We start from the raw sequence: 270 nt of genomic DNA on the forward strand, positions 1-270 counted from the left end.
TGGCGGTCACGCCGCTACAGATGGCAATGGTCAGTGCAGCGATCGCGAACGACGGCGTTCTCATGAAGCCGAATCTGGTGAAGGCCGTCCGCGCTCCGGATCTTTCCGTCATCAACGAACCGGAGCCTGAGGTTTATCGGGAATCGCTCAGCGCTGAGAACGCGGACCAAATCACCGAGTGGATGGTCAACGTGGTTGAGAACGGGACGGCGCGGAATGCCGCCGTCCCCGGCGTACAGGTAGCCGGCAAGACCGGCACCGCCGAAGTAG

At 62.2% G+C, this 270-nt stretch carries 1 protein-coding gene; it reads left to right on the plus strand.

Going from position 1 to position 270, the window contains the following annotated elements:
* Window positions 1-270 (plus strand): penicillin-binding transpeptidase domain-containing protein (locus M44_RS24400; RefSeq protein ID WP_010176185.1); only part of this gene is annotated, 270 nt, incomplete at both ends.

The sequence above is a fragment of the Bacillus coahuilensis m4-4 genome, assembly GCF_000171615.1.
In the GTDB taxonomy this organism is placed as follows: domain Bacteria; phylum Bacillota; class Bacilli; order Bacillales; family Bacillaceae_K; genus Bacillus_T; species Bacillus_T coahuilensis.